General features: G+C 40.5%; 20 protein-coding genes. 7 read left to right on the top strand and 13 right to left on the bottom strand.

Annotated elements, in window-relative coordinates:
- Entirely contained in the window at positions 1-2,112 is a 2,112-nt protein-coding gene (locus tag B8983_RS10355; protein WP_084284330.1) for a M3 family metallopeptidase, read from the top strand.
- Complete coding sequence (gene xth / locus B8983_RS10350; protein ID WP_084284324.1) at positions 2,109-2,951, top strand: exodeoxyribonuclease III; 843 nt, start codon at positions 2,109-2,111, stop codon at positions 2,949-2,951. The genes B8983_RS10355 and xth overlap by 4 nt, the downstream gene beginning before the upstream one ends.
- Positions 2,952-3,044: 93 nt before the next feature.
- Here xth and ntrC read toward each other — a convergent pair whose 3' ends face one another.
- The 9 genes from ntrC to hrpA form a co-directional block, all read right to left on the bottom strand.
- Positions 3,045-4,532, bottom strand: coding sequence for a nitrogen regulation protein NR(I) (gene ntrC / locus B8983_RS10345; RefSeq protein WP_084284321.1), 1,488 nt, complete (start codon positions 4,530-4,532; stop codon positions 3,045-3,047).
- Positions 4,529-5,671 carry a nitrogen regulation protein NR(II) gene (glnL, locus tag B8983_RS10340; RefSeq protein ID WP_084284312.1) on the bottom strand — a complete coding sequence of 381 codons (1,143 nt, stop codon included), beginning with the start codon at positions 5,669-5,671 and terminating at the stop codon, positions 4,529-4,531. Before glnL ends, ntrC begins: the two co-directional genes overlap by 4 nt.
- Positions 5,672-5,690: 19 nt before the next feature.
- Positions 5,691-7,106, bottom strand: a complete 1,416-nt coding sequence (gene glnA, locus B8983_RS10335; RefSeq protein WP_084284304.1) for a type I glutamate--ammonia ligase — start codon at positions 7,104-7,106, stop codon at positions 5,691-5,693.
- Positions 7,107-7,242: 136 nt separating this feature from the next.
- Entirely contained in the window at positions 7,243-8,061 is an 819-nt protein-coding gene (locus B8983_RS10330; RefSeq protein ID WP_234987012.1) for a competence/damage-inducible protein A, read from the bottom strand.
- On the bottom strand, positions 8,058-8,870 hold the full coding sequence (locus B8983_RS10325; protein WP_084284297.1) for an EI24 domain-containing protein: 813 nt from the start codon (positions 8,868-8,870) through the stop codon (positions 8,058-8,060). Before B8983_RS10325 ends, B8983_RS10330 begins: the two co-directional genes overlap by 4 nt.
- On the bottom strand, positions 8,867-9,838 hold the full coding sequence (locus B8983_RS10320; protein ID WP_084284290.1) for a sterol desaturase family protein: 972 nt from the start codon (positions 9,836-9,838) through the stop codon (positions 8,867-8,869). Before B8983_RS10320 ends, B8983_RS10325 begins: the two co-directional genes overlap by 4 nt.
- A complete protein-coding gene (locus B8983_RS10315) occupies positions 9,835-10,629 on the bottom strand; it encodes a polysaccharide deacetylase family protein (protein ID WP_255372808.1) in 795 nt (264 codons plus the stop codon). The genes B8983_RS10320 and B8983_RS10315 overlap by 4 nt, the downstream gene beginning before the upstream one ends.
- Before the next feature lie 2 nt (positions 10,630-10,631).
- Positions 10,632-11,672: a YncE family protein gene (locus B8983_RS10310; protein WP_234987009.1), complete on the bottom strand. Its 1,041-nt coding sequence runs from the start codon at positions 11,670-11,672 to the stop codon at positions 10,632-10,634.
- Between the two features lie 9 nt (positions 11,673-11,681).
- Positions 11,682-15,623, bottom strand: coding sequence for an ATP-dependent RNA helicase HrpA (gene hrpA, locus B8983_RS10305; RefSeq protein ID WP_084284284.1), 3,942 nt, complete (start codon positions 15,621-15,623; stop codon positions 11,682-11,684).
- A 55-nt stretch (positions 15,624-15,678) separates the two neighbouring features.
- On the opposite strand from hrpA, the gene argA reads away from it, so the two are divergent.
- Both argA and B8983_RS10295 read left to right on the top strand, forming a co-directional pair.
- Complete coding sequence (argA, locus tag B8983_RS10300; RefSeq protein WP_084284277.1) at positions 15,679-17,058, top strand: amino-acid N-acetyltransferase; 1,380 nt, start codon at positions 15,679-15,681, stop codon at positions 17,056-17,058.
- A 20-nt stretch (positions 17,059-17,078) separates the two neighbouring features.
- Positions 17,079-17,354, top strand: coding sequence for an oxidative damage protection protein (locus tag B8983_RS10295; RefSeq protein ID WP_084284273.1), 276 nt, complete (start codon positions 17,079-17,081; stop codon positions 17,352-17,354).
- Between the two features lie 50 nt (positions 17,355-17,404).
- Here the strand turns inward: B8983_RS10295 and rpiA are convergent, their stop codons facing one another.
- Entirely contained in the window at positions 17,405-18,100 is a 696-nt protein-coding gene (gene rpiA, locus B8983_RS10290) for a ribose-5-phosphate isomerase RpiA (protein ID WP_084284270.1), read from the bottom strand.
- A gap of 75 nt (positions 18,101-18,175) precedes the next feature.
- Here rpiA and tal point away from each other — a divergent pair, with 75 nt between their 5' ends.
- The gene (gene tal / locus B8983_RS10285) at positions 18,176-19,129 is read left to right on the top strand and encodes a transaldolase (protein ID WP_084284267.1); all 954 of its coding nucleotides are present in this window, start codon (positions 18,176-18,178) and stop codon (positions 19,127-19,129) included.
- Between the two features lie 30 nt (positions 19,130-19,159).
- Here the strand turns inward: tal and rlmB are convergent, their stop codons facing one another.
- Both rlmB and rnr read right to left on the bottom strand, forming a co-directional pair.
- Positions 19,160-19,903, bottom strand: a complete 744-nt coding sequence (gene rlmB, locus B8983_RS10280) for a 23S rRNA (guanosine(2251)-2'-O)-methyltransferase RlmB (protein ID WP_084284263.1) — start codon at positions 19,901-19,903, stop codon at positions 19,160-19,162.
- Positions 19,903-22,263 carry a ribonuclease R gene (gene rnr / locus B8983_RS10275; RefSeq protein WP_084284260.1) on the bottom strand — a complete coding sequence of 787 codons (2,361 nt, stop codon included), beginning with the start codon at positions 22,261-22,263 and terminating at the stop codon, positions 19,903-19,905. The genes rlmB and rnr overlap by 1 nt, the downstream gene beginning before the upstream one ends.
- 75 nt (positions 22,264-22,338) lie before the next feature.
- On the opposite strand from rnr, the gene B8983_RS10270 reads away from it, so the two are divergent.
- Together B8983_RS10270 and B8983_RS10265 are read left to right on the top strand one after the other, a co-directional pair.
- Positions 22,339-22,776 (top strand): PIN domain-containing protein, encoded by a 438-nt coding sequence (locus B8983_RS10270; protein ID WP_084284253.1) that lies wholly within the window; start codon positions 22,339-22,341, stop codon positions 22,774-22,776.
- Positions 22,777-22,883: 107 nt separating this feature from the next.
- On the top strand, positions 22,884-23,585 hold the full coding sequence (locus tag B8983_RS10265) for a hypothetical protein (protein ID WP_084284250.1): 702 nt from the start codon (positions 22,884-22,886) through the stop codon (positions 23,583-23,585).
- 106 nt (positions 23,586-23,691) lie between these two features.
- Here the strand turns inward: B8983_RS10265 and B8983_RS10260 are convergent, their stop codons facing one another.
- Complete coding sequence (locus tag B8983_RS10260; protein WP_084284248.1) at positions 23,692-25,026, bottom strand: adenylosuccinate synthase; 1,335 nt, start codon at positions 25,024-25,026, stop codon at positions 23,692-23,694.
- Between the last annotated feature and the right edge of the window lie 47 nt (positions 25,027-25,073).

Here is a 25,073-nt window from a genome sequence, read left to right as displayed (position 1 = left end):
ATGCAAAACCCATTACTGGCAATTGGGCGGGGTGTACCTGCCTATGATCAAATTCTTCCAGAACACATTCAACCAGCTATTGGTGAATTACTGAGTAAAGCTTACGATGTTTTAAAAACAATAGAACATTTAGAAGCAAAACCAACTTGGACAAATTTGATTTCACCCATGGAAGACATCAATGAAGAACTGGGTAGAGCTTGGGGAGTAGTAAACCATTTAACGAGTGTCCTTGACTCACCAGAGTTACGCACAGCCCATGCTAAGATGATCCCTGAGGTGACCGCATTTAGTAGTTATTTTTCCCAAAATTTAACTATTTTTGAAAAAGTAAAATCACTGAAAAACTCATCTGAATGGCAAACGCTTAGCGCAGCCCAACAAAAAAGTATTAACAACACCATCAGAGATTTTCAATTAGGTGGCGCAGAATTAACTGATGATATAAAACCGATTTTTGCAAAAAATTCTGAAGACCAAGCGAATACCAGTAAAGACTTTTCTGATCATGTTTTAGACGCAACTGATCAGTTTATTCATTTGGTCACCAACCCAGATGAGCTAGCTGGACTACCCGACGATGTGTTAGCCGCTGCAAAGGAATTAGCTACTGAAAAAGAATTAACGGGGTGGGCTTTTAGTCTCAAATTTCCGTCGTACTTCCCCGTTCAACAGTTAGCCAAGAACCGCGCTCTTCGTCAAACTTTGTATCAAGCCTATGTGACCAGAGCTTCAGAATTAGGGGTGACTTTTGGGCAAGGCAAAGCGGAATGGGATAACACGCAATTAATGCTCGAAATCTTGAGGTTACGTCAGCAAGAAGCCAATTTACTTGGCTACCCAAACTATGCTGCACTCAGTATCGTTCCCAAAATGGCTGAACATGTTGATCAAGTTAGCAACTTTTTAAACGAGTTTGCAAAGCGTGCACATCCCAAAGCACTATTAGATCTCCAAGAACTGGAACAATTTGCTCAAGCAACTTTTGGGATTGAGCAACTAGAACCATGGGATATCTCCTATGTTTCAGAAGCATTGAAAGAACAAAAATATTTATTTTCAGAAAATGAAGTAAAGCAATATTTTCCAATCGACCAAGTATTGAATGGTCTCTTTAATGTTATCGAAACCGTATTGCAAGTTAGGATTGAACCGATTGAATTGCCTAAATGGCATGCCGATGTGAAGTCCTTTCAAGTTCGTAATGAACGCCAAGAAATAGTAGCGTATTTTTATTTAGATGCCTATGCTAGAACAGGTAAACGTGGCGGTGCCTGGATGGATGACGCTCGGGGACGCCAATTACTTCCGAACGGAACCGTGCAAACCCCAATTGCCTATCTTGTATGTAATTTCCCTGCCCCACTCAAGTCAACCGATGGCATGGTAAAACCAGCCACTATTTCTCATGATGATGTGATTACGTTATTTCATGAATTTGGGCATGGGCTTCACCATATGCTCACTCAAGTCGATACGCTGGGCGTATCAGGCATCAATGGCGTCGAATGGGATGCCGTAGAGTTACCTAGCCAGTTTATGGAAAATTTCTGTTGGGATTTCGAGGTAATTACTAAACTTTCTAAGCATGTTCAAACAGGTGAAACATTACCTAAAGAGTTATTTGAAAAAATGCTCGCTGCGAAGAACTTTCAAAACGGCCTATTCACCCTCAGGCAAATGGTACTCGCCTTATTTGATTGGGAACTCCACGCAAGCTTTGACCCCAATACACACAATGCAACAGATATCCTAGCACTGTCAAAAAATATCAATGAGCAAATTCATGTATTGCCGCAAGCTGAGATCTCGCGCTGGCCAAATACTTTTAGCCATATTTTTTGTGGTGGATATGCAGCTGGTTACTATAGCTATAAATGGGCCGAGGTTTTATCTGCTGATGCATTTGCAGCATTTGAAGAACAGGAAGCAAGCTATGGCTCTGTACTCAACCCTGAAGTCGGAATTAGATATCGACATGAAATTTTAGAAGTTGGGGGCAGTCGATCTGCAACCGAGTCATTCTCTGCCTTTCGTGGAAGAGCTCCAACGATTGATGCGCTATTGAGACATGGTGGCCTAATTTCTGAAAGTGAAGGGTCGTCTCTGTGAATCAATACAGAATTGCCACATGGAATGTAAACTCTATCAAAGTCAGACTGCCACATCTCTTGCAGTGGCTTGAGCAACAATCTGCCAAAAATCAGCCTATCGATATCATCGGCCTGCAAGAACTGAAGCTTACCGAAGATAAATTTCCTTTTGATGAGATTGAAAAAGCTGGTTATTACAGCATCGTATCTGGTCAAAAAACATATAACGGCGTCGCCATCTTAGTTCGTAAGGAAGCGCTTTCTCTGGTAACTCAAGATCGGGAAACGGCCTTCCTCGATTTCCAAAAAAATATTCCGGGATTTGAAGATGAACAACAGCGACTCATTGCCGCAACGATTCACCTAAAAAATATCCAGCCATTGCGTTTTATCTGTGGCTACTTCCCGAATGGGCAAGCGGTTGGCTCAGACAAATTTAGCTATAAATTAAAATGGCTTGAAGCACTTCAGTCCTATTTGCATGCGCAATTATTGCAACATAGTCGCCTACTTCTGGTTGGGGACTACAACATCGCTCCGAAGGATGAAGATGTTCATGATCCCGCTAAGTGGATAGGTCAAAACCTGGTGTCAGATGACGAGCGAAAGTACTTCTTCCAGATGGAAGAAATGGGACTTATCGATAGCTATCGCCTATTCGATCAAATTCCAAAGTCATTTAGTTGGTGGGATTATAGGATGATGGGTTTTAGGCGTAATGCAGGACTTCGCATTGATCATATCTTGATCTCACCCGCTCTAAAAGAAAAAGCAGCATTATGTGCTATCGATAAAACACCTAGGACATGGGAGCAACCATCAGATCATGCCCCAGTCATTATTACGATTAATCAATAACTTCTATACCTTTTTTGAAAATTTTTACGATACAAGTACCACCTTATTCAGGTAGTACTTGTAGAAAATCAATCGGCACCAAAAAAATCGAAGTTAATCTATATTTAATTCCTGCAGTTTTCGAGTGATTGTATTACGACCAATCCCCAAACGCTCAGCGGCTTCTACTTTTCTGCCCCTGGTAACTTCTAATGCAGTTTCAATCAATGATTTCTCAAATTTGTTCAATAACTCCTGATAGACACCCTCGTTATTTGCTTCTAACATTTTTTTGGCAACTGACTTTAAGCCTGTTTCCCAAGGAGTATTCTGCTGATTAATGACCGGAATTGGTGCAGAAGGAACTGGAGAAATCATTTCTGAATGCACATACTCGGTTTTTTGCACTCCAACTGTACTTGGGGGCAATTGATTGAAGTCTTTCGGCAAGTCTTTTGGCATGATTTCTTGGGAAGAAACCATAACCGTTAAACGATGACAAATATTTTGAAGTTCGCGGACATTGCCAGGGAACTGCATCATCGAAAGAATATCTAAAGTGAGAGGATTCAAAATTTTAGGTTTGACGTTTAACTCTCGTGCACTCATCATTAAGAAATGCTGTGTCAAAATTGGAATATCTTCCTTACGATCTCGCAGTGCTGGCAACCTTAAACGAATTACATTCAGCCGATGAAATAAATCTTCTCTAAATTGTCCACTAGCTACCAATGCCTCTAAATTTTTAAAACTAGAAGCGATAAACCGCACATTACATTTCAGCTCTTGCTGACCACCGATACGATAGAACTTGCCGTCCTCAATCAATCTGAGTAGAGTACCTTGTAATTCAAGCGGTAAATCACCCACTTCATCTAAAAAGAGAGTACCTCCATCCGCTAGCTCAAAACATCCACGCTTCATCGTTGGAGCATTGGCAAAAGCACCCCGCTCATATCCGAACAACTCAGCCTCAATCAAGTCTTTTGATATTTTCGCCAAATTAAACTCTATAAATGGTGCAGCTGATCGATCACCATGACGATGCAGAGCTCTAGCAACCAACTCTTTACCCGTTCCAGACTCTCCAGTAATTAAAATACTTGCATTGGATTGGGCAAGTCTACCCACAGCTCTAAAAATTTCTTGCATTGAGGGCGCTTGGCCAATTAACTCTGGTGGCATCGTGCCACTTGCAACCATATTGGGAGCAAATTGCGTCCTGACCACTTCTGAGCTAAGACTCTCATTAATCGCACGAGTAATTAATGCAATCACATCTGCGATGTCAAATGGTTTAGTGATGTATTCAAAAGCGCCACCTTGAAACGCAGAAACAGCAGATTCCATATCAGAGAAAGCCGTCATAATGATGACGGGAATCTTAGGGAAGTCCTGTTTAATTTGTTGCAACAAAGTGATACCACTACCTTTGGGCATACGGATATCAGAAATAATTATTTGGGGTTTCTCTTTTTCTAGAAGATCTAAAACATCATCAGGATTAGAAAAACTTTTATACGGAATTCCCTCTCTTGCTAAAGACTTTTCTAAAACCCAACGAATTGATTGATCATCATCTACAATCCAAACCGCTCTCATTGTGAACTCCTTGAATCAATACTTGTTATAAAATCTGCTGAAGTATACGGAATTTGAATATGAAATTCCGTCTTACCTGGAATACTTTGGACGCTTATAAAACCTCCATGCATCTGCACAAAAGACTGTGCTAACGTAAGGCCTAATCCACTCCCAGAAGGTCTACCGGAGACTAATGGTAGAAAAATTTGGTCAATAATTTCTGAGGGGATACCTGGTCCGTTATCAATAATGTTGATATTTAGGGCCAACTTAAAACGTTTTTTTGCAATCGTAATATTTCTGGAGATACTTGACTGCAGTTGAATTAATGCATCTCCATCACGTATTCGATCTTCAAGTATTTGGGCAGCGTTATGAACAATGTTTAAAACTGCTTGAATCAACAATTCTTTATCACCAATGAAGTCTGGCATGCTCACATCATAAAAGCGCGTAATTTGCAAACCTTTTGGAAACTCCGCTAAAACGATGCTTCGAACTCGCTCTAGAACCTCATGAATATTGACTTGAGTAACTTGTTTTTGCCTTTTCTGAGGAGCCAAAAGACGATCCACCAACAGTTGTAGACGGTCAACCTCTTTAATCATGACCTTGGTATATTCTTTTAATGAAGGGTCAGGTAACTCATAATCAAGTAATTGTGCAGCACCCTTGATACCACCTAGAGGGTTTTTAATCTCGTGCGCTAAATTCCTCATCAAATCTTTATTGGCCCTTGCTTGCATGATCAGACGCTCTTCTCGAACACTTTTATTACGCTGATCAATTTCAAACCATTCCATTAAAAACAAATCCGAACCTTCCATGGGAGCCAAAATCAAATAGGCAAGACATTCCTTTTGATCTAAACGCAGCGATCCGATTCCTAATAACACATCCACCCGTTGAGTAATACCAGTTTTCTGAAAGATTTCTAGGGACTTATAAAAAGCACCATCATCGCCAAATAAATCACGAATTTCAAAACCAATAAATGACTTTCTCGATAATTTAAGGAAGACTTCGGCAGCCGTATTTGCATAAAGCACAGCCATCGTCTTCTTATCAATGATAAGAACCGAGTTAGGCAACTGATCTAGAGCCTCTTGGGGATTAAAAAGGGCAGCCGAAGCTGCCCTAGTCGGTAAAATGCGCATGGGCGCTGTATTCGAAAAATTAAAGTGAATAATACATATCAAACTCAACTGGGTGAGTCGTCATACGGAAACGTGTGACTTCTTCCATCTTGAGTGCAATATATGCATCAATCATTGAATCAGTGAATACTCCACCACGAGTTAAAAACTCACGATCCTTATCAAGATGCTCCAAAGCTTGATCTAAACTGCTACAAACTGTTGGGATCTTTGCATCTTCTTCAGGAGGTAAATCATACAAGTTTTTATCTGCAGCTTCACCAGGATGAATCTTGTTTTGTACACCATCAAGACCCGCCATTAGCAATGCGGAGAAAGCTAAATATGGGTTTGCAAGTGGATCTGGGAAACGAGTCTCAATACGACGGCCCTTAGGATTAGCAACGTAAGGAATACGAATTGAAGCAGAACGATTACGAGCTGAATAAGCGAGTTTTACTGGAGCTTCAAAGCCTGGAACTAAACGCTTATAAGAGTTTGTACCTGGATTTGTAATCGCATTCAATGCACGTGCGTGCTTGATAATTCCACCAATGTAATATAAGGCAAATTCTGATAAACCTGCATATCCATTACCTGCAAAAAGATTAATACCATCTTTCCAAACAGATTGGTGAACGTGCATACCAGAACCGTTATCGCCAACTACTGGCTTAGGCATAAATGTTGCAGTTTTACCATATTGGTGTGCGACGTTATGAACAATATACTTTTGGAGAATTGTCCAGTCAGCGCGTTGAACCAAAGTGCTGAATTTAGTACCTAATTCATTTTGACCTTGACCAGCTACTTCGTGGTGATGAACTTCGACAGGAATTCCTACAGATTCCAAAATCAAGCACATTTCAGAACGCATATCCTGGAAAGTGTCCACTGGAGCAACTGGGAAATAACCACCTTTTTTACCTGGGCGATGACCAGTATTGCCACCTTCAATTTCCAAACCTGATGACCATGGAGCTTCTTCAGATTGGATCTTGTAGAAAGAGCCTTGCATATCAGTATTCCACTGAACACCGTCAAAAATGAAAAACTCTGGCTCTGGTCCAAAATAAGCTGTGTCACCTAAACCTGTGCTTTTTAAATAAGCTTCGCAACGTTTAGCGATTGAACGAGGATCACGATCATAACCCTTGCCATCTGAAGGCTCAACAACATCACAAGTCAACACAAGTGTTGGCTCTTCATAGAATGGGTCTACATAAGCAGTTGTTGGATCTGGCATCAACAACATATCAGATGCTTCAATACCTTTCCAACCAGCGATTGAAGAACCGTCAAAAGCGTGACCGCTTTCAAATTTGTCTTCATCAAATGCTGATACCGGAACGGATACATGCTGCTCTTTACCTTTGGTATCGGTAAAACGGAAATCAACAAAAGTGATTTCTTTGTCTTTTACAAGCTTAATAACATCTGCTACTGCTTTACTCATTTAATTCTCCTAAAAACATTACAACTAGGTTAAATAATTCTTAATCTATTAAAACAAATTAAGGTCTTGCTCGAAACTCCTTAGGCACTATTATCGTGCATATTTAAAAACATGCCCCAAAATCGTACCAGGCTTACTACTCGATATCATGAGTAATGGAATTTAAGGCCTCAACCCCATTCCGCAACTCAATTAAAGATTTTTCTACCAAATCAGCACTTCCCTTGACTCCTAATTCAATATGGCGTGATGCATAAATACCACCTCGAGAAGGATCACCAAGCGAAGGCAAACTAAATACCTTAATTCCGGGATACTTCGCTTCAATGTGCTCCATGACAGGAGTAATCGTAGCTTCAATGGCACCTTGCACAATAAAGCTCTTCTCTACATAATCATCTTTGTGAAACAAATGACTATAGAAGGTGTCCAATACCCAAGTCATCATGGGGTCTGCCATCACTGGAAAACCGGGCATAAAGTAATGCTCTTTAATGTAAAAACCTGGTATTTTATTATAAATATTAGGAATGATATGACTTCCTACTGGAAACTCACCCATCTTGAACCGATGCTGATTGCCTGGTGTGCTCAAATCCGCTTTAACTGGATCCCCTTCCGCCATGTCAATAATTCTTTGCCCAATTAACTCTTTTGCCTCTGGATGCAAGGCCAAGTCTAAATGCAAGGCTTTTGCCACACATGCTCGCGTATGATCATCAGGCGTAGCCCCGATTCCTCCCGTACTAAAGACGATATCAGTCGTTGCAAAGGTACGTTGCAGTGTTTCTACAATCCGCTTTGGATCATCCCCAATATACTCAGCCCAAGACAACTGCAATCCCCTAGCAGATAGATGCTCTACTAATTTAGGTAAATGTTTATCAGTCCTACGACCTGAAAGGATTTCATCCCCAACGACGATTAATCCAATTTTTTTTAAAGCATTACTCAAAGACTTTCTCCTCTTAACTGTCGATCAACTCTTAAAGCGAACAATAAATAATGACCAAACCATAATGATACAAATATAAAAATTACAGAATACACCCACATCATAAACAAAGAAACAAATGGAAATAAGATTAAAACAAAAATTGAAGTTAGCCAGAAAAAAGTAGGAATCGCTCCTAACAAACCAGACACAATCCCCATGAAGAGCAAGCCATAACGTTTTTCATAACAAATCCTAACCCTCTCCTGCCTATCTGCATGCGTGATTAACACGTCGTAACCCATTAATTTTGCAGTAAACCATCCCCAAATACAGGGAGGTATTATCGAAAACAATGGTGGAATCCACCATAATGGAAAGGATACCAACATCAAAAGTAATGCAAAAAAACTTAAAACTACCGTATTCCAAAGACTACCTAGGAAAGATCCTCCTTGGGCTCGACGGATCCCTTGATAACTTTTCTGCCGTTCTAAGAATTTTATGACGGCCGTCATAGATGAATAGGAAACGACAATAATTAATGTAACAACAATCAATGGCATTAATATTGCAACTGCCAGATAGGGGCTTAAAACGGTCCTAACACCTTCCCAACCAACATTCGTTGAGATTTTACTAATCCATAAAGATAACCAAGACTGCGTAATAGTGAATTTTGTCCAATCCAATAAGGGATTCCAAGTAAACCAAAGAATGAATGACCAAAGCACACCCGTGATGACAAAAGGTCGTGTAGTCAACCATAACATCCTAGGGTTCAATATATCTCGGCAAGCGAGAAGGAACGCTCTACTGACATCCCTCATAAGGTCCCTTTTTGACTCAGGCTCTTTTTAATCTCATGCAAACTTCTTTGAAAGAACTGCAACTGCTGTTTCAAAAGATTGTTTGCAGGCTCGATTGAATCCACGCCAGTAGGATGATACGAAGAATCGAAAACGGCAGTTTGAAATAAAAGATCCCACCATGGAAATAACACACCAAAATTACATCCACCTAAAACACCTGGTTTTCCCGGTAATTCATAACCAAGGCGCATTGCATGATGGTATCGATGAAAGCTCGGAGTGACAATTAAATATTTTAAAAAGTGAAATTTACTTAAAAAATAACCATGTTGCCAACTTTGGATTAAATGACTCAAGGCAAGGAGTAGCACAAATTGACTAGGCTCGATACCAATCATTAAGGCGACGCTTGAAAAAACAACGGCTTTGAGTAAATCATCGATTAGGTGGTTTCGATTATCAGACCAAGTGGTCAAGTACCGTTGACTATGGTGTAAGGCATGCAATTGCCACCACCAATTAAAACGATGAGAGAGTCGATGGTACAAGTAGTCCACAAAATCCAAAATAATCAAATAAATTAAAAAACTCAATAAAGGTAAAGAGCTAATTCCAGGAATGAGATTTTCTAGATTAAGACGTTGAAATCTTAAATCATGTAATAAGGAGCCAAATCCAATAAAAATCGGCTCCAAAGTGAGAAAGAAAAAGAGCCGAAACAGCCCTAATCGATGAAAAAAAGAATAAATAATATCGGACCGTATAGCGATTTCACCTCGGCCATCCATACCTGATTGCTTCAACTCTTTTGTTTCTAATGGCCTAAAAATAAAGGCAATGATAATTAGCTGAATCACCCCAAGCATGAACCAGTCAAGCCCTAGGCTACTTTCCTCGATATAGTTCATTAAATCTAAGTCAAAAAAAAGAGGCGCAACAATTTGTTGCATTAACCATTCGTGTAAATCATCATAGAAATTCATCATGATTTCTCGCCAATTTTTTTAAAACAAAATCCCTTACTTTTCAAACCAATAATTAATGGTTCAAGAACTGCAGGTGCCCATGGGTCTTTACGGGACCAAATTCCTAAATGCGCCATGGTGATATCGTTATTCTCTAGATGAGCCAAAGCACGCTGCAGCAAAAAAGGATTCGGGAAATCATCCGAAGGTAGTTCATCCCCTAAAAATCCAGCTTTAGACCAGCCAATGTGATCAAAACCACATGTTTTTCCATACTCGACTAAACGAGGAGATGTTTTCCCCCCGGGGGCTCGCCAAATTTTATCCAACCCCCTACCGGTTAAAGTCCGAAAACGCTGATCCACCGCAGTAATTTGTTGGCAATACGCGTTGTTTTGCATTTGAATAAGTTTATTAGCATCAGGCCCAAATTGAGACTTGACTAAAACTGTATCTTTGCCAAGATCTTTTTGCCAATAGGTATGGTGGAAAGTATGACTGCCAAACGCATGTCCATCTTGTACAAGAGTATTCCAAAATGGTTTCCAAGCATCGTCTAAGGCAAAGTCATGACGAAAAGTCTTCTCATTTGCTAAAAAAAAAGTTGCTTTTACTTGGTGCCGATGCAAAATCTCGGATACCTGCTCAGCGACAGACATATTCCCTGTATCAAAAGTCAAATAAACAGTTTTACTGCATTCACCTGAATAAACAGATTGAGTAACAACTAGCAAAAAAAAACTAAAGAACCCTCTCAATAAGTATTTAAAACCTATTTTGAAACTACTTGAGGGATCAGACTGCTTGCACACGATTAATTCCAAGCTGCATTTGGGGTGAAAAATATTCCATGTGGACTTTTGCCAACTTTGATAGTTGTCTCTAATGTATTGTTGGTAAGATTGATTACGCCAATCTTTTTAGAAAATCGAAAACTTACCCACATTTCTTTTTGATCTGGCGTAATGTCCATACAATCAGGCCCGGCTGGCAAGCCCTTAATATCTGCGACTTTTTCCAGGGTATCCATATCAATCTTACTAATGGTTGAATCAACGCGATTAGAGATAAAAATATGTTTACCGTCCCCTAAAGGCCTAAAGTTATGAGCTCCTCGACCGGTTGTAATCGATTTAACAATCCGTCTTTCGCGCCAATCAATCACCTGCACCCGATCTTCACCAGTTAGTCCCACTAACAAATACTTATTTCCGGGAGTTACCCAAACACCGGCAGGCAATTTACCAACTGGCATTTTCCATAAAATAGTTTGTTGCTCCAATTGAATTGCGACGAGTTCATTGCTATCTTGCAAAGTGACGAAGGCGATTTTGCTATCACTGGTAAAGTTAATATGACTGGGCGTCTTTGGTATTTTCAAAATTTTTGGAGGCTGTTTAATTTCACCATTCACCACGGAGTAAATATCCACGCGATCCAAACGGTTACCGGCCACCACAAACCATTTACTGTCTGGCGAGAATCCTAGTTGATATGGGTCGTAAATATTTGGAATGGTTTGTTTTTTTTCACCAGTCACGGGATTAATCACGACTAGATTATCGCTAGCAGCATTGGCTACTAGCAAGTTTTTTTGGTCAGGAGTCATCATTAAGTGATGCGGTTCCTTACCAACTGGATAATCATCAATTACTGCCCTTTTTTGCATATCAATCCGGCTGATTGAGGCAGAGCCAGAATTCAAAACAATCGCTAATTTAGGAGCCGAAAGAGTACTATTCGTCACCAAAACTGGATTAGGTTGAACGACTGGTTGAGCCATTACCAAGGAAATAGCTGGCAGGCAAAGGAAGCAAATAATCGTTTTGTAGGTAAGATTGAATGTTGTGTTCATAAGACCATTTTACCCCTGAAAACTATTGATAATTTTTTCTACCCTCTTAATAGACATGGGTACTGGAGTCTTTAGTTCTTGTGCGAAAAGAGCTATACGAAGTTCCTCAAATTGCCAACGAATCTCCAGCGTTTTTTGATGCTGATTATTCGTCGCAAAACCCTGATTTTGTTGAATTTTGAGCCATTGTCTTTTTAATTGACTAAAATTTTGCTGATTTTCTTGATCCCTTGCTAAAGCGCCTCGAAGTTTTTCAACGCGCACCACAATGCCTTTCAAATATCTGGGTAAGTGAATCAACTGCTCATAAGGTGTGTTCATCACAAAATCAGGATAAATTAGTTCTTCTAATTGTTGAGATATATCAGTATGTGCTGTGGGCGAAATCAACTTCACTTGAGAGATTTTTTTCTGCACATCGTGGTAATTTTGCAGGCTAGCGCTCACATGACGGGCTATTTCCTGTGCAATTAAAGATAGTTTGGTTTTGCCAGATTGCAGACGTTCTAAGAACTCTTCCTGATTTTTCGGGAGCGGTTCATTAAGGCACGCTCGATTAAGGGCCAAATCAATAATTTGTTGCATTAAATGTTCAGGCGTACCTATTTGTAAAAACAGCAAGCCTAACTCTCTAGCACCAGGTAATTGCTTCTGGAGTGCTTTGATGGAGTCCTTTTGGGCAAGTGAAAAAAGCCTTCTAAGCCCCTTTAAATGAATCGCTCTAGCCTTAACGGGGTCATCGTAAACATTGAGTTCACAATGGGTTAAGTGGTCCTCCAAGGCGGGGTAACCCAACAAAATTTGACGGTTTTTTTGTATTTCCAATATTTCAGGTAGCTCACCAAAGCTCCATTGTGTGATTTTTTGAGAAGCCTCTGCAGGGCTTACAACTTGAAGATTTGTTGGATTTTGTTCATTAGGTAACGATTGTGTAGCGGCTTTCTTGGGTTCTAATTGAGAAGTTGTGGGAGAAATAACCTGCTGCACTACTTGAGCGGCAGCTTTTGAAAAAATTTCTCGAACTTCATTGACATATCGGCCTTGTAAAAGACTTAAATTTCTTTCCAATTCAAGTTGCCGACCATGCTCATCAATTAATCGATAATTCATAAAACAATGAGGAGGTAAATTTTCCGGTCGAAAATCTGCTCGCTGCATAGCAACCTTAGTTATTTCTCTAATATCAGCGATTAATGCATCAATTAACTCCCCTTTGCCAAATGCATTGTTCTCTAAAGCTCGATCAATAAATTGTTTAGCATATTCGGGCAATGGGACACAATGTCGCCTTAATTTTTGTGGCAAAGTCTTTAAATACAAATGTACTTTTTCAACACATAATCCAGGCACCAACCAATCACACTTTCGCTGATCTATTTGGTTCAATAGGGCAATGGGAACGATTAAGGTGACTCCATCCTTTGGGCTCCCAGGTTCAAAGTGATAGCTTAGGGTAAGGTTTGAGCCCATCATCGTAAATGTTTTGGGGTAACGATCATTGGTAATCGCATCTGCGCTGTGTCGCATCAAGTCAGCTTTAGTGAGTAACAGTGCGGCCCCATTTTTGGGATCTTTATCTAACCATGCTTGTAATGTGCTCCGACTGAGGACTGATGTAGGCAAAATCTTCTGGTAAAACTCAAAAATCATCAAATCATCAACTAAAACATCTTGACGCCTTGATCGATGCTCAATTGCTTCTACCTGTCTAATTAGCTGCTGATTTAACCAAAAAAACTTAAACACACTACCAAATTGTTTTTGAATTTGGGCAATTTCTATCGCGCCAAATAACTCTCCCTCAACCATCGCTCTTTGAATAAATAACAACCTCGCTTCATCGGGCTGCATTAAAGCAAAGCGTACTTTTCTGCCGTTATAGAGAGTTAAACCATATAAGGCACCCTGCTCATGGGCCATGATTTCTCCAGTACGCTGATCCCAAAAAGGATCACTCCAACTTTTTATCAAGCGATGTTGACATATTTTTTCTACCCATTTGGGATCGATTTTGGCAATCGTTCTAGCGTATAAGCGATTGGTTTCTATCAATTCAGAAGCTACTAACCAATTGCCAACCTTTTTAGATAAATTGGACCCTGGCCAAATATTTAATTTAATGCCCCTAGTACCATCATAAATTTTTTCCAGCTCAGATTTTTTCGCGATATTGCCAAGTAATCCCGTTAATAGGGAGGTATGAATTTGCTCATAGGTTGCTTCTATTTTATTTTCTCGCCAACCCTGATCAGCTAAAAGGCTCTGCAATTGCCGATAGACATCTAACCATTCGCGCATTCGTCGTGGCGAAATGAATTGTTTCTTACATAAGTTATCCAATGCTCTATGACTTAATTTTTGACTTAGCGCATGTTGATACCAGTCCATCATCTTGATATAGGACAAAAACTCTGATTGATTATCAGCAAAAATTTGATGTGCTTGATCAGCAACTTGAGCTTGCTCTAAGGGGCGATCTCGCGGATCTTGAATTGCTAAGGCTGAAGCGATAATCAAAACCTCCTTTAAGGCTTGATTATCTCTGGCAGCGATGAGCATACGACTTACTTTTGGATCCAAAGGTAATTTAGCTAATTCTTTACCAATCGGGGTCAGCTCAATACTTCTGCCTAGAGAGTTTTCACTCGATTCAACGGCCCCTAACTCCTCAAGTAACTGAACTCCATCACTAATAGCTCGTCCAAGTGGTGGTTGCAAAAACGGAAAATCTTGAATCCTCGACAATTTTAAAGCGGCCATCCTTAAAATAACAGCAGCTAAAGAGCTTCTGAGAATTTCAGGGTCAGTTTGACTAGGCCTTGCTAAAAAATCTTCTTCACTAAACAACCGAATACAAATGCCGTCAGATACGCGTCCGCAACGTCCGGCTCTTTGTTTAGCGGCCGCTTGTGAAATCGGCTCAATTTGCAATTGCTCAACTTTATTCCTATAGGAGTAACGCTTTACTCTAGCTTGGCCCGTGTCGATCACAAAACGAATTCCTGGCACTGTGAGCGAGGTTTCTGCAACGTTGGTGGACAAAATAATTCTCCGACCACCACCATGACCAAACACTTTTTCTTGTTCAGTAATTGACTGTCTTGCAAATAAACTGAGAATCTCTGGCTGATACTTTTGCATTAAACTCAAATCTTTTCGTAAGACTTGTTCGCACTCCCTGATTTCCCGCTCTCCTGGGAAAAAAACCAGAATATCACCCGCCCCTGAAACCCCTGATTGCCATAATTCTAAAATTGCGTCTTTAATCGCCTCGGATTGCTCTTTACCATCTTTCGACTCTCTACCATCTTTAGACAACGTTAAGTCAATCGGACGATAACGTACCTCAACCGGATAAAGCCGACCGCTCACTTCAATAATCGGGACATTGGGATCAATCGCAGAAAAATGCTTCGCAAAGGCACTCGCATCGATCGTAGCGGAGGTTATGATAATTTTTAAGTCGGGTCGCTTCGGTAATATTTGCTTCAAATACCCTAATAAAAAATCGATGTTAAGGCTGCGCTCATGTGCCTCATCAATAATGATCGTATCGTAAGCTAACAGTAGTGGATCGTTTTGAGTTTGAGCCAACAAGATACCGTCCGTCATTAGTTTGATAGATGCGGTAGCGCTGGTTTTATCGCTAAATCTCACTTGGAAACCAACATCTTGTCCTAGCGGTGTTCCTAATTCTTGTGCGATTCTTTTCGCTGTGGCAGTAGCAGCAATTCTTCTCGGTTGAGTATGCCCAATCAGACGATTCGTCTGATTCATCCGCCCCCGACCAATTGATAAACAAATTTTGGGTAATTGCGTTGTTTTACCAGAACCGGTCTCTCCACAGACAATCACGACCGGATGCTCTTGAATTGCACGCGCAATGAGGTGCCTTTGGCCACTAACTGGCAAAAGTTCTGGGAATTCGATGTTTATGTGAGGTTTTTCCAACTTTAAATACTTTTTTTTAGCAATTCAATCGATAAGCATCCTATAATTTTCGCTTATGTTGAATAATTCCACACAAACTTCAAATTCTGACCAGCTAGACAATGCTCAATCAGAACTAGACACCTTCCCTTTCGTGAGCTGGTTAAGGACTGTTGCGCCCTATATTCACTCATTCCACGGTAAGACTTTCGTGATTGCTTTTGCAGGTGAACTAGCCACCGATAGCGAATTAGAAAACTTAGTGGAAGACATCGCGATGTTACATGCAATGGGTATGCGCATTGTACTAGTTCATGGATCGCGTCCACAAATCCAAGAGCAACTAGCACTCCACTCTATTGATGCAAGATATGGTACTGGCCAAATGCTCGGTTATCGGATTACAGACTTAGCAACAATGGAGTGTGTTAAAGAAGCGGTAGGTGAATTACGTCTAGACATTGAAGCTTGTTTTAGCCAAGGATTACCCAATACACCAATGGCTGGTTCAAGAATTTCGGTAATTTCTGGTAACTTTATTACTGCAAGGCCCGTCGGAATTGTGAATGGCGTCGATTTTGTGCACACTGGATTAGTTCGTAAAGTGGATCATGAGTCCATTAAGATGTCTTTAGACCACAATAAAATTGTTTTATTATCGCCACTTGGATTCTCCCCTACTGGACAAGCATTTAATCTAGCTTATGAAGATGTTGCATGTTCGGCAGCGACGGCATTAAAAGCTGATAAATTGATTTTCTTATCCAGTGTTCATGGGCTAAAAGATACATTAGGTGAGCATCTGGCTGAGATCTCTTTACCGCAACTCACGCCAATGCTCGGCCCAGACGGAATGGAGCCAGGTGAACTAAGATCATTACTACATACCGCAGTGAAGGCAATCAAGCTAGGTGTAAACAGGGTTCACATCCTGCCACACAACCGCGATGGAGCATTATTAGAAGAATTATTTACCCATGATGGTATAGGTACCATGATTGTTGCTTCCGATATAGAAAACTTAAGAGAAGCAACGATGGATGATGTTGGTGGGATTCTACAAATCATCTCTCCATTGGAAGACGAAGGTGTACTTGCTCCACGTGGCCGTGATGTTATCGAACGTGATATCTCATGTTTTTCTGTGATTGAACATGACCATGTGATTTTTGGGTGTGCAGCCTTATTTCAGTTTTCCGGTGGCTTAGGTGAACTAGCTTGCCTCGCAGTAGACCCCGAAACTCAAGGTACTGGGGATGGAGAACGGTTATTAAAGCGGATTGAAGCGCGCGCTAGAGAAATAGGTATTAAAAGACTCTTTGTACTGACTACAAGAACGGAACATTGGTTTTTAAAACGTGGCTTTATCAAGAGTTCCGTTGACGAACTCCCCAAGGAAAGAAAATCTCATTACAACTGGGATCGAAAATCAATGGTTTTAATTAAAACTCTTTAAAAAATAATATTGAGGTATATATGTCTAGAATGGTGCAGTGTATTAAATTAGGTAAAGAAGCAGAAGGCTTACAATTCGCTCCTGTACCTGGTGATTTAGGTAAAAAGATTTGGAATTCAGTATCCAAAGAAGCTTGGGCAGCATGGCTCAATCAACAAACAATGCTAATCAATGAAAATCGCTTAAACATGGCTGATGCTAGAGCTCGCCAATACTTGCTGAAACAAACAGAGCAATATTTCTTTGGTGATGGCGCGGACTTAGCAACAGGTTACGTTCCACCAGCTAACAGCTAAATAAAATGATTGAAACTAAAAGCTAAAAATAGCTTTTAGTTATCTTAAGTTCATTTGAAAATGGTTTTTTGCACTTGATCAATTGCTGAAACCAGTAACATATTGGCGGATTGGATGGCAAAAATGCCATTACAAATGACTCCAGGAATTTGGTTTAGTTTAGTTTCGAGGGCTAAAGGATTCTCAATCGCCAAGCCCTTTACGTCTAGAATCCAGCCTTGATTATCTGTAACGAACGGCAAATTTGGATCGACTTTAGAGTTTCTGATTCTAACTTGGCCACCCAACGCTTCCAATACTCTTTGAATTTGGGCGCTCGCCATCGGAATTACTTCAACTGGTAAGGGGAACTGACCCAAGACTGGGACCAGTTTCGTGGCATCACAGATACAAATAAACTGACTAGCTAGCGAGGCAACAATCTTCTCTCTGGTTAAGGCGCCGCCCCCACCCTTCAACATATTTCCATCTGGATCAATTTCATCGGCACCATCAATATAAAGTGGCAGAGATTGCACTGTATTCGCATCTAACACTTTAAAACCATTACTCAGTAAACGTTGGCTGGTAGCATCAGAGCTTGAGACAACGCCCGAAAAATAGTTGGCATACTCTTTGAGCTCATCAATGAGAAAATTTACAGTAGACCCTGTACCCATTCCGAGTAATGAATGCTCTGGAAGTAAATTCAATATTTCTTGTACTGCAGCTTTTGCTACTAATTTTTTTAGTTCGTCCTGAGTCATTCGCATTACCCTCTATATAGTTTTGGTATTTTAACTTTCCTGAATTGGAAATTCATCAATATTAGGTAAAATAGTTTGATGAACTTACTAGACCAACTTAAAAATGTAACTTGCGTAGTAGCCGATACTGGCGACTTTGAGCGTATGAAAAAATTTATGCCCAAGGATGCAACGACGAATCCTACGCTCATTTTAAAAGCAGCCCAATTACCGGCTTATCGCTATCTCATTGATTCGATAATTAAAAAACATCCCAATGCGACTACTGACGAGTTGATTGATCAGTTGCTGGTAGCTTTTGGGGTAGAAATCTTGCAAATTATTCCTGGTCGAGTTTCTACAGAAATTGATGCTGAACTCTCTTTTGATATTCAAGCCTCAGTTACGAAAGCACATCGAATTATTCAACTCTATGAGGCAGTAGGTATTAAGAAAGATCGGATTTTGATCAAAATTGCAGCGACTTGGGAAGGTATTCAGGCGGCCAAAATCCTTGAGAGTGAAGGCATTCACTGTAACCTTACTTTAGTGTTTAATTTGATACAAGCCGTTACCTGTGCTGACTCAAACGTACAATTAATCTCTCCATTTATTGGTCGTATTACTGATTGGAGTAAGAAAAATCTAGCTGAGCAATGGAATGAAGCATCGATGTCTGGTGTGAATGATCCTGGCGTATTGTCGACATCAAAAATTTACAATTACTTTAAATATTTTGATATTTCAACTGAAATCATGGGGGCAAGTTTCAGGAACATTGAGCAAATTCAATCCTTGGCTGGTTGCGACTTACTCACCATTAGCCCTGAATTACTAGAACAACTTCAGCAAACTGAAAGTGATTTAACCACACAATTAAGTGTTGCGACAGCTAAATCCATGTCGTTTGAACCAATAAAAACTGATGAAATTTCGTTTAGAAAAATGATGAATAGTGATGCCATGGCAACGGAGAAACTTGCCGAGGGGATTCGTAATTTTATTGCTGACACAAAAAAATTACGAGAGTTATTAGAGACCTTGCGGTAAAAATAACTCCCGGGGTAATGAAGCGTATTTTTACTTTGGTAAACGTTGACGCAAGGCTTCGTACAAACAAACACCACTCGCAACTGAAACATTCAAACTTTCAACTCCACCAGACATTGGGATATTCACCAATTCGTCACATGTTTCCTTCGTAAGACGTCTCATACCTTCTCCTTCAGCGCCCATCACAATCGCAACTGACCCCGTGAGGTCATGCTCATAAATTGTCTTAGGCGCATCCTCAGCAGTACCAATAATCCACACCCCAAGCTCTTGGAGTTCACGCATCGTTCTAGCTAAGTTTGTTACGGCAATGAAGGGCATTGTTTCAGCGGCACCACTGGCTACTTTACTCACGGTAGCATTAAGTTGTGCGGACCGATCCTTTGGAACAATGATGGCATCTGCACCAGCCCCATCAGCAACCCTTAAACAAGCTCCCAAATTATGCGGATCAGTAACACCATCTAAAATCAGTAACAAAGCCTTCTTATTACCTAGCGAGTCCATCAATTCAGGAATCGTCCGAGCCATGGAAGTTGGCTCTGCAAAAGCCACAACTCCTTGATGACGATCATGCCCAGCTAACTGTCGTAAACGGGCTGTATCGGCCTGATGAAACTTTCTACCAAGTATCTCATTTGCTACTTCGATAAAGTCTTTCATCCTACGATCTCTTCTAGAGAAGTCATAGTAGACCGTCTTAAGACTATCTGGAGCTTGGCGAATTCTAGAAATTACCGCATGAAACCCTACTAAAATTTGCTGACTCATTAACGACGACTCCGTGTTTTACTGGTTGGTGTTGAAGAAGTCTCAGTTTTATCAACTGAGCTTAAGGCTCTTTTGGAATTACTTTTTGATTTTGATTTATTACCGCCCTTCGAAGCAGCGGATTTTTTAGAAGCTTTTGCTCTAACAGGTTGAGGCGCTTTTTCTGGTGGCCTAGTATTTTTAGACGCAGCTTTTTTCTGTGGTTTACCAGAGTCATCCATGGTGAGTACAGGAGAATAACGCCCCCTATCTTGACTATTTTTAACTAAGCTAAACTCAATTTTTCTAGCATCTAAATCAACTCGACTCACCAAAACATGAACTCTATCACCGATTCGGTAGCGAATCCCTGTGCGCTCTCCACGCAACTCCTGCCTTGCCTCATCATACTGAAAATAGTCTCCGCCCAGTTCAGATACATGAATTAAACCTTCGACAAAAAGAGTCTCTAATTGCACAAAAAGTCCAAAGGTCGTTGCACCTGTAATCGTACCGGCAAACTCTTGACCCAATCGATCTCGCATAAAGTAACACTTTAACCAAGACTCCACATCTCTAGAAGCCTCATCAGCTCTTCGTTCATTTGCCGAACAATGAACACCTAATTGTGCCCATGCTGCAATATCGACGCCATCACTTACATTTTTTTTACGGGATTTTGAAGCACCTGCCCCATTAGAATGATCGGTAGCAATTTGTTGCTTCACTTGGGCTACATTCACTCGACCAGGGCCTTTTCTAGGCATGGCTAAATTCAACGGCACCTCTTCAGGAATCGTAGGCTTATAGTTTTTCTTCGCCAAAATAGCTTTAATGGTGCGATGCACTAGCAAATCCGGATATCTACGAATCGGACTAGTAAAGTGGGTATACGCTGGATACGCCAGGCCGAAATGGCCAAGATTTTCTGGTTGATAAACGGCTTGTTGCATCGACCGAAGAATCACCGTTTGCAACATCGAAGCATCTGGCCTAGGTTTAATAGAAAGAATGAGCTTGGCATAATCCATGGGATGAGGTTTTGTCCCCCCCTCTAAATTTAAGCCCGATGATCTCAATACATCTCTTAGAGCGGTAACTTTTTCAATCGTTGGCTCACCGTGAACTCGAAATAGACTTGAGTGATTTTTAGCGCCAATAAAATTGGCAGCACAGACGTTCGCAACTAACATACATTCTTCAATCAAACGATGGGCATCATTACGAATCCTTGGCTCAATTCGCTCAATTTTGCCAAATTCATTACTAATAATCTGCGTCTCCGTCGTATCAAAATCGATTGCTCCACGTTTTTCTCGAGAGCCTTTCAATACGTGGAATAACTTATACAAATTTTGTAAATGCGGCTTTAATTTTGAAAACTTTGTTGCTTCTGGACCACTCGTATTACTTAAAATTTCCCAAACGGTATTGTAGGTAAAACGTTGCACCGAATGCATAACTGCAGGATAAAACTGGTAGGCTAACACTTGCCCTTTATGGTCAATGATGGCATCACTCACCATACACAGCCTATCAACTAAAGGCTTTAAGGAACATAAGCCGTTCGAGATTTTTTCTGGCAACATCGGTATGACCCTTCTTGGGAAATATACTGATGTCCCTCTTCGAATCGCATCTGAATCCAAAGGATGGCCAGGCTTTACATAATGGGATACGTCTGCGATAGCGACAATTAAGCGAAAACATTTTGACCCTTTATAGGTCATAGGCTCACAATAGACCGCATCATCAAAATCTCGAGCATCTTCACCGTCAATCGTCACTAAAGGAATATCTCTTAAATCTACTCTACCTTCAAGATCTTCTTCCTGCACTTCATCCGGCAATGCTGCGGCTTCTTTGGCAGTGGCCGCGGAAAACTCATGAGGAACGCCATATTTACGCACTGCAATTTCAATTTCCATCCCTGGATCATCGATATCACCCAAAATTTCAACCACACGCCCAACCGCTTGTCGGTAACTATCTGGGTAATCAATAATTTCTACGCTAACTACCTGCCCTAACTTGGCATTCATATAGCCTTTAGGTGGGATCAAGATGTCATGAGATATTCTTTTATCCTCTGGAGCAACAATCAACACACCATTTTCATTCAGCAAACGCCCAATGACAAACTGATTTGCCCGTTGTAAAACATCAGAAATTTGTCCCTCAGGTCTGCCTTTACGATCCGTGCCGGCAATTCTGACAATCACTCGATCGCCGTGCATGACTCTGGCCATTTCTCTTTCTGAAAGAAAAATATCAAGCTGACCATCATCTGGAATAACAAATCCAAATCCATCTCGATGTCCTTGGACTATTCCAGTTCGTTCATCTTTTTTTTCTTTTAATGGAGTGGCTTGTTTTATCATGTGTTCCGAGGGTTGAGTTCTATACTATCTACGATGATAACAACTAATTTAACTGATTTCGGAGAAGATTGAAAATTGTCTGAAAAAATACGAATCGTGATTGATACAAACATATTACTAGACATTGTTTATTTCGATGATCCAAAGATTCAAATCCTAAAAAAAGCTCTTGAAAACAAGCAAATCGAGGCTTGGTCTTGTGCCTTGATCTGGGATGAGTTTCTGGATGTCCTTCGACGTCCAGCATTTTATACCGATGAAGTCAGCTACCTAAGAATGATGGCACAAGCTCGATGTTATTTTCAATTTGAAACCAACAATATTCCGCCATCCCCATTTAAATGCAAAGATAAAGATGATCAAATTTTTATTGATTTAGCTGTTTCAAAAGCACCCTGCTGGCTCATTAGTAGAGATCTAGAAGTACTAAAGTTAGCCAGAAGGTTACTTTCGGTAAATGTCTATGTAAGGCAAGTAGAAATGTCTAAACTCTTTTCTACAACACCTTGGTAAAACTTGTATCGATTTCTATGCTTCATCGATACCAAATTAGCTATATACTATTTTCAAGCCTTTTAACGATGATGCAACAACACTTAACAAGATAATTAAAGTTTTTTATGCCAAGAATTCAATGGATTCCAGTAAATTTGAATGACCATAGTCAAGAGCCTATGAACATTACTTATTTTCCTCCTGAACCTGCTTTTGCCTACTATTTAAAGCAACGAAAAGATTCTTTGCTCATGAAGTGCCCAGCTTTTTCAGAGCAACTCAAAAACACCTATGTCATCAAAAGCCCTTACGATATTTCATTCAAGTACGACAAAGAGAGCAAAAAGTTAAAAACCAATAAGGTAAATCAAGAGTTTTACAATGACAACATCAATTTTAGGGTCTCAGAAACGGACCCAATCATTGTCCATTTTTTTCCACGCTACCTGTTTTTAACGGATAGTAAAAACCCGTTACAAATCATTCAAATGCCATTAATTCTTCGACCTACGAAGATTGGAATGGTGACAGGTGCATTTGATATTTCTAAATGGGTGCGTCCGATTGAATTTGCCTTTGAACTTTACGATGAAAATCCGATTCATATCTTACGTGGGGATCCATTGTTTTTAGTCAAATTCATTAGCTCTGATGCTACTCCGATTCATTTAGAAAAGGGACTGATGACTCCAGATATCTTGGCCTTAACTAAAAATTGTATTCGCGTTAAAAAACTAATTCCGCAGATGAACCTAAAAACTCTCTATTCTATGAGTGAAGACTACGTCAATTTAATGCAGGATAAAATTTGGGAAGATAAAAATTAAAATGGAGTTGATGCCGATAAAGGACTCCATAGACAACAAAAAACCCTAAAAGGCAAAATTGCTTTTTAGGGTTTTCTATGTGGCAAACCTTACTTTACTCAGGTTTTTAACTTTTAAAAGGATGTCTCAACAAAATCGTTTCATCCCTGTCTGGTCCTGTAGAAACCATGTCAATTGGAGTCTGACTAATTTCCTCAACACGCTTTAAATAACGCTGGGCTTGGGGTGGTAATAAATCCCAATTAGTAATACCAACAGTACTTTGTGTCCAACCTTCAAAATACTCGTAGACTGGAGTGCAGTTTGCAACTAGTTCTGCACCTCTTGGCAATACATCCCAAAACTTCCCATCAAGATCATATCCAACGCAAAGTCCAATCTGATCTAGGCCATCTAATACGTCTAATTTCGTGATACATAAACCATTCACACCATTAATTTGTATGGAACGTTTCAACGCAGCAGCATCCAACCAACCGGTTCTTCTCGGACGACCTGTTACAGAGCCAAACTCCTTACCGACTTCAGCCAAACGGATACCGATTGGGCTATTCTTTTGTGGATTATCAAAATCATACAATTCGCTCGGGAATGGTCCAGCGCCAACCCTAGTACAGTAAGCTTTGGTAATACCTAAGATATAGTGAAGGCTACTCGGCCCAACTCCAGAACCCGCAGCAGCATTGCCAGCAACGCAGTTACTAGAAGTTACGTAAGGATAGGTACCGTGGTCAATATCCAACATAGTTCCCTGCGCACCTTCGAACAACAAGTTTTTGCCAGCACTTTGTGCCGCGTACAACTCACTCGATATATCTGAAACCATTGGCTTTAATAGTTCAGCAAAACTCATGGCCTGATCATATGTCGTCTGATAATCAACCGGAGCAACGCCATAATACTGCGTTAAGCAAAAATTATGGAACTCTAAAATTTCTTTCAGTTTTTTGGCAAAATCTTTTGGTGAAAATAGGTCTTGAACACGAAGTGCTCTTCTAGCTACTTTATCTTCGTAGGCAGGTCCAATGCCTCTTCCCGTAGTACCAATTTTCTCTACACCGCGCTTTACTTCACGAGCCTGATCAATCGCAACGTGATATGGCAGGATTAAAATCGCTGCTTCAGAAATTTTCAAACGTGAACGAACATTTAAACCTGCTGACTCTAACTCACCGATTTCTTTAAATAAAGCCTCAGGGGATAGAACAACGCCATTACCAATGTAGCAGACCACTTCAGGATGCATGATGCCAGAAGGGATCAAACGTAAGATTGTTTTTTTACCGCCGATGATCAGCGTATGTCCAGCATTATGACCGCCTTGGAAACGAACGACGCCCTGCGCATGATCAGTCAACCAGTCAACTACCTTACCTTTACCCTCATCTCCCCACTGAGTTCCGATTACAACAACGTTTTTACCTAAATTTAACTGTTCCATGTCAAGTCTTTACTCTTTCGTTCGGTGATTGCCATTATTTAATGGCC

Source organism: Polynucleobacter kasalickyi, assembly GCF_900176405.1.
GTDB classification, from domain to species: domain Bacteria; phylum Pseudomonadota; class Gammaproteobacteria; order Burkholderiales; family Burkholderiaceae; genus Polynucleobacter; species Polynucleobacter kasalickyi.
The sequence above is the reverse complement of the archived record's forward strand: the minus strand, read 5'-3'. Positions and strand labels throughout refer to the sequence as shown.

What these genes read in the sequence shown, in the direction of transcription:
- B8983_RS10355 (WP_084284330.1), top strand. Translation starts at nt 1, where the DNA reads ATGCAAAACCCATTACTGGCAATTGGGCGGGGTGTACCTGCCTATGAT.
- ntrC (WP_084284321.1), bottom strand. Translation starts at nt 4,532, where the DNA reads ATGAGAGCGGTTTGGATTGTAGATGATGATCAATCAATTCGTTGGGTT.
- glnL (WP_084284312.1), bottom strand. Translation starts at nt 5,671, where the DNA reads ATGCGCATTTTACCGACTAGGGCAGCTTCGGCTGCCCTTTTTAATCCC.
- glnA (WP_084284304.1), bottom strand. Translation starts at nt 7,106, where the DNA reads ATGAGTAAAGCAGTAGCAGATGTTATTAAGCTTGTAAAAGACAAAGAA.
- B8983_RS10325 (WP_084284297.1), bottom strand. Translation starts at nt 8,870, where the DNA reads ATGAGGGATGTCAGTAGAGCGTTCCTTCTCGCTTGCCGAGATATATTG.
- B8983_RS10320 (WP_084284290.1), bottom strand. Translation starts at nt 9,838, where the DNA reads ATGATGAATTTCTATGATGATTTACACGAATGGTTAATGCAACAAATT.
- B8983_RS10310 (WP_234987009.1), bottom strand. Translation starts at nt 11,672, where the DNA reads ATGAACACAACATTCAATCTTACCTACAAAACGATTATTTGCTTCCTT.
- argA (WP_084284277.1), top strand. Translation starts at nt 15,679, where the DNA reads ATGTTGAATAATTCCACACAAACTTCAAATTCTGACCAGCTAGACAAT.
- B8983_RS10295 (WP_084284273.1), top strand. Translation starts at nt 17,079, where the DNA reads ATGTCTAGAATGGTGCAGTGTATTAAATTAGGTAAAGAAGCAGAAGGC.
- rpiA (WP_084284270.1), bottom strand. Translation starts at nt 18,100, where the DNA reads ATGACTCAGGACGAACTAAAAAAATTAGTAGCAAAAGCTGCAGTACAA.
- rlmB (WP_084284263.1), bottom strand. Translation starts at nt 19,903, where the DNA reads ATGAGTCAGCAAATTTTAGTAGGGTTTCATGCGGTAATTTCTAGAATT.
- rnr (WP_084284260.1), bottom strand. Translation starts at nt 22,263, where the DNA reads ATGATAAAACAAGCCACTCCATTAAAAGAAAAAAAAGATGAACGAACT.
- B8983_RS10265 (WP_084284250.1), top strand. Translation starts at nt 22,884, where the DNA reads ATGCCAAGAATTCAATGGATTCCAGTAAATTTGAATGACCATAGTCAA.
- B8983_RS10260 (WP_084284248.1), bottom strand. Translation starts at nt 25,026, where the DNA reads ATGGAACAGTTAAATTTAGGTAAAAACGTTGTTGTAATCGGAACTCAG.